The 6,093-nt window shown below is 72.1% G+C and carries 8 protein-coding genes and 1 pseudogene; 5 read left to right on the top strand and 4 right to left on the bottom strand.

Features of this window, described 5'->3' with window-relative positions; all coding sequences use genetic code 11:
- The 4 genes from SNE206_RS15560 to SNE206_RS15545 all read right to left on the bottom strand — a co-directional run.
- Positions 1-147: transposase domain-containing protein (locus SNE206_RS15560; protein ID WP_407913943.1), on the bottom strand; the 147-nt coding region annotated here is incomplete at its 3' end.
- A gap of 165 nt (positions 148-312) precedes the next feature.
- Positions 313-684 carry a hypothetical protein gene (locus tag SNE206_RS15555; protein WP_407913941.1) on the bottom strand — a complete coding sequence of 124 codons (372 nt, stop codon included), beginning with the start codon at positions 682-684 and terminating at the stop codon, positions 313-315.
- A complete protein-coding gene (locus tag SNE206_RS15550) occupies positions 681-1,187 on the bottom strand; it encodes an STAS domain-containing protein (RefSeq protein WP_407913940.1) in 507 nt (168 codons plus the stop codon). The genes SNE206_RS15555 and SNE206_RS15550 overlap by 4 nt, the downstream gene beginning before the upstream one ends.
- Positions 1,184-1,507 (bottom strand): hypothetical protein, encoded by a 324-nt coding sequence (locus SNE206_RS15545; protein ID WP_407913939.1) that lies wholly within the window; start codon positions 1,505-1,507, stop codon positions 1,184-1,186. The genes SNE206_RS15550 and SNE206_RS15545 overlap by 4 nt, the downstream gene beginning before the upstream one ends.
- Before the next feature lie 284 nt (positions 1,508-1,791).
- Here SNE206_RS15545 and SNE206_RS15540 point away from each other — a divergent pair, with 284 nt between their 5' ends.
- The 5 genes and pseudogenes from SNE206_RS15540 to SNE206_RS15520 all read left to right on the top strand — a co-directional run.
- The gene (locus SNE206_RS15540) at positions 1,792-3,255 is read left to right on the top strand and encodes a cation:proton antiporter (RefSeq protein ID WP_407913938.1); all 1,464 of its coding nucleotides are present in this window, start codon (positions 1,792-1,794) and stop codon (positions 3,253-3,255) included.
- On the top strand, positions 3,255-3,728 hold the full coding sequence (locus SNE206_RS15535) for a CBS domain-containing protein (RefSeq protein ID WP_407913937.1): 474 nt from the start codon (positions 3,255-3,257) through the stop codon (positions 3,726-3,728). Before SNE206_RS15540 ends, SNE206_RS15535 begins: the two co-directional genes overlap by 1 nt.
- Entirely contained in the window at positions 3,725-5,023 is a 1,299-nt protein-coding gene (locus SNE206_RS15530; protein WP_407913936.1) for an ArsB/NhaD family transporter, read from the top strand. Before SNE206_RS15535 ends, SNE206_RS15530 begins: the two co-directional genes overlap by 4 nt.
- Before the next feature lie 141 nt (positions 5,024-5,164).
- A complete protein-coding gene (locus SNE206_RS15525; RefSeq protein WP_407913935.1) occupies positions 5,165-5,404 on the top strand; it encodes a hypothetical protein in 240 nt (79 codons plus the stop codon).
- Between the two features lie 310 nt (positions 5,405-5,714).
- A pseudogene (locus SNE206_RS15520) lies at positions 5,715-6,068 on the top strand (PucR family transcriptional regulator); the annotation flags it as partial.
- Between the last annotated feature and the right edge of the window lie 25 nt (positions 6,069-6,093).

Raw genomic sequence — 6,093 nt, 5'->3', positions numbered from 1 at the left:
CGAGGGCAGGTCCCGCAGCCGACGCTGCACGCACCCGGTCTCCTCCAGGACCGCGTCGACGAGCTCGAATGGTATGACCTGCGTCAACTCGCCCAGATGGCCGGGCGCGAACCGTCCGGCGGCCACGGTGAACTCACGGGAGAGCATCGCCAGACCCGGCGGCGCGGCACAATGACGTACGGGCAACGGGGCACCTCGAAGATCAGCAGTCTTGGCGGACTATCTGATCAACGCGGCCCCGTTGCCCACGTCACGACCCGGCGCTGAAACCCCTTGCCACCAGCGGAAATCCGTTAACTACCCGGCCTTGGGTCAAGGCCCGTCGGCCATGGGCCGGTCGAGGTGGCTGCGGAGTTCGTCGGCGATGAGGAACGCCGTGATCGTGCCGGTGGCCGTGGCATCGGCAGCGGGCCGGGTGTGCTGTGGATGGCGCTGCAGGAAGCGGTGGCCGATGAAGGCCACGGGCAGCGCCGGTACGGGGATGTGGGGTGCGCCGGTGACGGCGTCGACGGCGTAGGCGGTGGCACAGCCGAGCCAGCCCGCGGCCAGGAGCTGTAGCCCTTGGGGCCAGGTGACGGGTGGCGTGGTGCCCGGGCCGAGGGGCGAGGTCCGTCGTAGGCGCGTTGTCCTGCGCTCCTGCGAGGTGCCTGCCGCAGATGAGGAGGTGGGTCCGGGGTGTTTCATGGCCGGGTGTCGTTTCGGTAGGTGACCAGGTGGTCGAGGCCGCTGTAGTGGAGGGTGCGGCGCACGCCGGGGCCGGCGCCTTGGACGGTGACGGGCACGTGGTCGCGGGCCGCCTTGCCGGCGGTGGCCAGGAGGACGGTGCTTCCGGCAGCATCGATGACACGGACGTGCGTCAGATCGATGGTCAGGCCTCCGGCGGGGGTGGCGGCTTTGCGCGCGGTGTCGAGGTGGCGGGCGGTGCGGGCGGCGGTGCGGGCGTCCAGGCTGCCGCGGAGGGTGACGACGACGGGCCGCCGGCGGGCGGTGAGGCTGAAGCGCCGCCACAGTTGCTGCAGGGTGATCCGGATCTCCAGGACGGCCTGTCTCAGGACGAACGGGATGGCGATCACCACGGCGTACTGGGACCAGCGCTGGTCGGCGTAGCGGACGCCGATCCAGGTCGTGGCGAGGGTAACGGCGCCGAACGCGGCGGCGAACGCAGCCTTCTCGGCCCGGGACCTCATCGCGTGTTCGGATTCGGGTCGGCCCCGGCCTGCTTCTTCTTCCGTCGGCTGTCGGCGATGAACAGGACGAGGAGGCCGGCGAGCATGCAGGGGGCGGCTGCCGCGGTGCACAGCAGCACGATGCCGGGTGCGGCGCCAATGGCGCGGGGGATCGCGTTGAGGGCCATGGCGAGGTAACACGTGATCAGGCTCCAGCCGCGGGCCCGTACGGGCTCCAGTCGCCGGCGCAGCCGTCGCGGTGCCCGGCCCGCCGTCAGGGCGAGGGCCGGGGGCAGGAACAGCACGGTGACCGAGAGGAGGAGGATCCACTGGAGGTTCACTGGCGCACCGTCACCGGGGCGGTGGGGGCGGGGTGGTGGTGCTGGTGCACGGGGCGGCTCCTGGGCATGGGAGGGTCACATGCCGACCAGGCTTCCCGGCTCACCTGCGGCAGAGCGTAGCGTGCGCCGGGGCCGGGGTGTGACGGCCGGGGCGCGCGCCACGGGCTGCCTGCGGTGGGCGGGGCTGTCGGGGAGGGGTGAACGTCGGTTAAAGTCATGACCGGAGTGCCGGGAAGCCTGGTCGGCGATCAAGGGACAGTTCTCTCCATCGCCCGGGGGTTTCCATGGTGCTCATCGCTGTTTTCGGGGTCGCGCTGCTGGTCGCGGTCCTGCTGTCCGGGCTGGCGGCCCGAACCGTGCTGTCCACGTCGCTGCTGTTCCTCCTCGCCGGTGCGCTGGCCGGGGACGGCTTCCTCGGTCTGGTGCACATCGACGCGCACGACCCGATCGTGACGGTGACGGCGGATCTGGCGCTGTTCACGGTGCTGTTCACCGACGGCATGCACCTGGCCTTCCCGGCTCTGCGCGCGGCCTGGCGCCACCCGGCCAGGGCGCTGGGGCTGGGCATGCCGCTCGCCTTCGCGGGCATGGCTGTGGTCACCCACTACGCGGTGGGCCTCGACTGGACGACCTCGCTCCTCGTGGGCGCCGTCCTCGCCCCGACCGACCCGGTGTTCGCCTCCGCGATCGTCGGGCGCAAGGAAGTACCCGCCCGCCTGCGGCAGCTGCTCAACGTCGAGTCCGGCCTCAACGACGGCCTGGCTCTGCCCGTCGTGCTGATCCTCATCGCCGCCGCCGGGCCGACCGCCGCCGGTACGGAGTCCTCCCTCCCCGTCATCGGCGCGGAACTGGCCGGCGGCCTGCTCCTCGGCATCACGGTGCCGCTGCTGCTCAACGGGCTGGTCCGGCTGCCCGGCCTGGGCGCCGAGCCCAAACTGCAGCCGCTGCTGCCGCTGGCCGCGGGCGTGATCCTCTACGCGGGGTGCCACCTCACGCACGCCAACCCCTACCTGGCGGCGTTCTCCGCGGGCGCGGTGCTGGCCGCGGTGGCGCCCGGGCCGAAGGCGGCGTTCGGACCGCTGGGCCAGGCGCTGGCGGAACTGGCGAAGTTCGCCGCGCTGCTGGTCTTCGGCGCCCTGCTCACTCCGGCCCTGTTCGGGGCCCTGTCCTGGGGCGGGTACGCGGCGGTGGTGCTGGCGATCGTGCTGATCCGCCCCGCCTCGCTGCTGCTCTCGCTGGTCCGCTCCCGGATCGAGCGGCGCGAACAGCTGGTCGCTGCGTGGTTCGGCCCCAAGGGCTTCGCGTCCGTGGTGTACGGACTGCTCGTGCTGCAGGCCGGCATCCCGCAGGGCGAACAGGCATACACCCTGATCGCGGTGTGCATCGCCGCCTCCATCGTGGTGCACGCCAGCTCGGACGTGCCCGTCGCCCGCCTCTTCGACATCACCCCGACGGACACCACGAACACCACGAGCGCTGCCGGTACGGACACCGCGGACATTGCCTCCGCGGGAGCCGCTGCCGGTACGGATACCGCAGGCGCCGCGGACAGCACAAATGCGACCTCCGGGCCGACGGGATCCGGTACCGCGACCGGCCTGCTTGTGCAGCCGGGCCCGCCGACGATTCCCGCCCCGGCTGCCGTGCCCACCGGGGAGGCCACTCTTCTTCCCGCTTCTGCTCTTCCCGCTTCTGCGGAACGCGTCCCGAGCGGCGCCCCCACCCTGACGACCAAGGAGATGCCCTGATGCGTGCGCGTGACCTCGTCGAGCCCTACCCGACTGTCGGTCTGGACGACCAGGCCCTGGATGCGGCCCGCCTCCTGGCGGAGCGCCGGCTGCCCGGGGTGCTGGTCGTCGACGACCGGGGCCTGCCGAAGGCGGTGCTGCCCGCCTCGCAACTGGTGCGCCTGCTGGTGCCCGGCTACGTGCTGGAGGACCCCTCGCTCGCCGCGGTGATCGACGAGGCCCACGCCGACCGGATGTGCGCCGCCCTGGCCGGCCTGCGGGTCCGCGAGTGCCTGCCCAGGGACGCCCCGCCCCCACCCCTGGCCGACGCGGACGACACCACCGTCGAGGTCGCCGCCCTCATGGCATCCGGCCGCACCCCGCTGGTCGCCGTCCTGGAACACCCCGCCGACCGCGACCCCACCGGGATCCGCCTGCTCGGCGCGATCACCGCCGCCAACCTCCTGCAGCACCTGCTGGAGGCCGCCCGATGAACAACTGGCACGCCTGGGCGGCCCTCGCGGTGTTCGCCGCCGTCTACGTCCTGATCGTCACCGAATGGGTCCACCGCGTCGCCGCCGCCCTCGGCGGCGCCGCCCTCATGCTCGCCATCCGCGCCACCGACGACCACGCCGCGTTCTTCTCCACCGACACCGGCATCGACTGGAACGTCATCTTCCTGCTCCTCGGCATGATGACGATCGTCGGCGTGCTGCGCCGCACCGGCGTCTTCGAGTACCTGGCCATCTGGTCCGTCAAACGGGCCCGCGCGAAGCCGTTCCGGGTGATGGCCATGCTCATCGTCATCACCGCGTCGGCGTCCGCCCTCCTCGACAACGTCACCACGGTGCTGCTGGTCGCCCCCGTCACCCTGCTGGTGTGCGACCGCCTCGCGCTGAAGGCGGCGCCGTTCCTGATCGCCGAGGTGTTCGCCTCGAACATCGGCGGCACCGCCACCCTCGTCGGCGACCCCCCGAACATCATCATCGCCAGCCGCGCAGGCCTGGCCTTCAACGACTTCCTTATCCACCTCGCCCCGCTCGCGATCGTGCTGACCGGCGTGCTGCTGGTGATCTGCCGGGTGATGTTCCGCCGCTCGTTCGTCTTCGACGAGGACCGGGCCGCGGAGGTGATGGCCCTGGACGAACGGGAGGCGATCCACGACCCGCGGCTGCTCGCCCAGGGCCTGGCCATCCTGGCCCTGGTCGTGGCGGGCTTCGTCCTCCACCCCGTGGTGCACTACGCCCCGTCCGTGGTGGCCCTGCTCGGAGCCGGCCTGCTGGTGGCCGTCTCGAAGGTGGAGGTCAAGGACGCCCTGGCGGACGTGGAGTGGCCCACCCTCGCCTTCTTCGCCGGGCTGTTCGTGATGGTCGGCGCGCTCATCGAGACCGGTGTCATCGCCACCGTCTCCGAAGCGCTCGCGGACGCGACCGGCGGCAAGGCACTGGCCGCCACCATGACCCTGCTCGGCGCCTCCGCCGTCCTGTCCGCGATCGTCGACAACATCCCCTACGTCGCCACCATGGCCCCCATCACCGCCGACCTCGTGAACACCGTGGGCGAGCCCCACGGGCAGGTCCTGTGGTGGGCCCTCGCGCTCGGTGCCGACCTCGGCGGCAACGCCACCGCCATCGGCGCCTCCGCCAACGTCGTCGTCCTCGGCATCGCGGAGCGCAACCGGCAGCCCATCTCCTTCTGGACCTTCACCCGCTACGGCATCCCCGTCACCGCCGCCACCATCGCCATCTCCGCCCTCTACCTCTGGCTCCGCTACTTCACCCTCGTCTGACGGAACCCCCTGGACCCGCACGTCCCGGACCGTTCGACGGGCTCCCGAAGTCGTGCCCCGCCCGCCCGATCCCCACCCCGCCCCGCCAGTGTCCCCCGGGGCGTACCGCCGGCCGTCGCGTACGCACCCATCCGGAGCGACATGAAGAACCCGTTCGAAGACGGCAGTGCACTCGCCCGGGCGATCCCCTGGATCTCCATTGCCCTGGTCACCGGCCTTGCCACCAACGCCACCGCCGCTGACCTCCCCAGCGGCGTCAAGCTCCTCGCCTGGTGCGCGACAGCCGCTGTCGCAGCCCGTTCCGCCCGGCAGATCACAACGCGCCGACAGCGCCGGAAACAAGAGCCCGGGCCGCTGGCGCCCGCTGCCGGGAACGAATGACCGACCCGGGGCCGGCCGCCCCCACCTGCCCCTGATCCGAGCCCCGTCCCCGCAAGGCCTCAAGGCCCCCTGCCATGCCTGCCCGCCGCCACTGGGGCCTCATCGCCCTCGCCGGGATCTTCCTCACCAGCGTCGTCGGCTACATCCTCAACGGCCACCGGTCCAGCCCCGCAGCGGGCACCGCCGGCCTGATCCTGGCCGGGCGACCCTCACCGCCCTGCACCTGCGCCACCGCCGGCAATCCCCGGCCCTCCGTCCGCAGCCCCTCGACGACGCTTCCCCGTTCCCGGAAACGGTCGTGGTGCCGCGCCGGATGGATCTGGACGGGCAGGTGCTGCGGGCCGCGGACCTGCTCGTCTTCCCTGTCCTGACCCGGGACCGGCAGGCCATGGCCGACCTCGTGAACAGCGTGCTGGGCCCGCTCCGGCGGGCCCGCGGCGGTCCGGCCCCGCTACTGGAAACGCTGTCCGTGTACTTTGATTCCGGATGCGTGTCAGCCGAGGCCGCACGCCGCCTCAAGCTCAGCGTCCGGGCCCTGACCTACCGTCTGTAACGCATCCACCAGCTCACCGGTTCCAACCCGGCCGACTCGATGCACCGCTACACCCTGCAGACCGCGGCCATCGGCGCCCGACTGCTGGACTGGCCCGCCAGCGGGCTCTGAACACAGCGACCACCGCCGTGCGTGT

The organism is Kitasatospora sp. NE20-6, from assembly GCF_045862635.1.
Note: the sequence above shows the minus strand (reverse complement) of the source record. Positions and strands in the feature narration are given on the sequence as shown.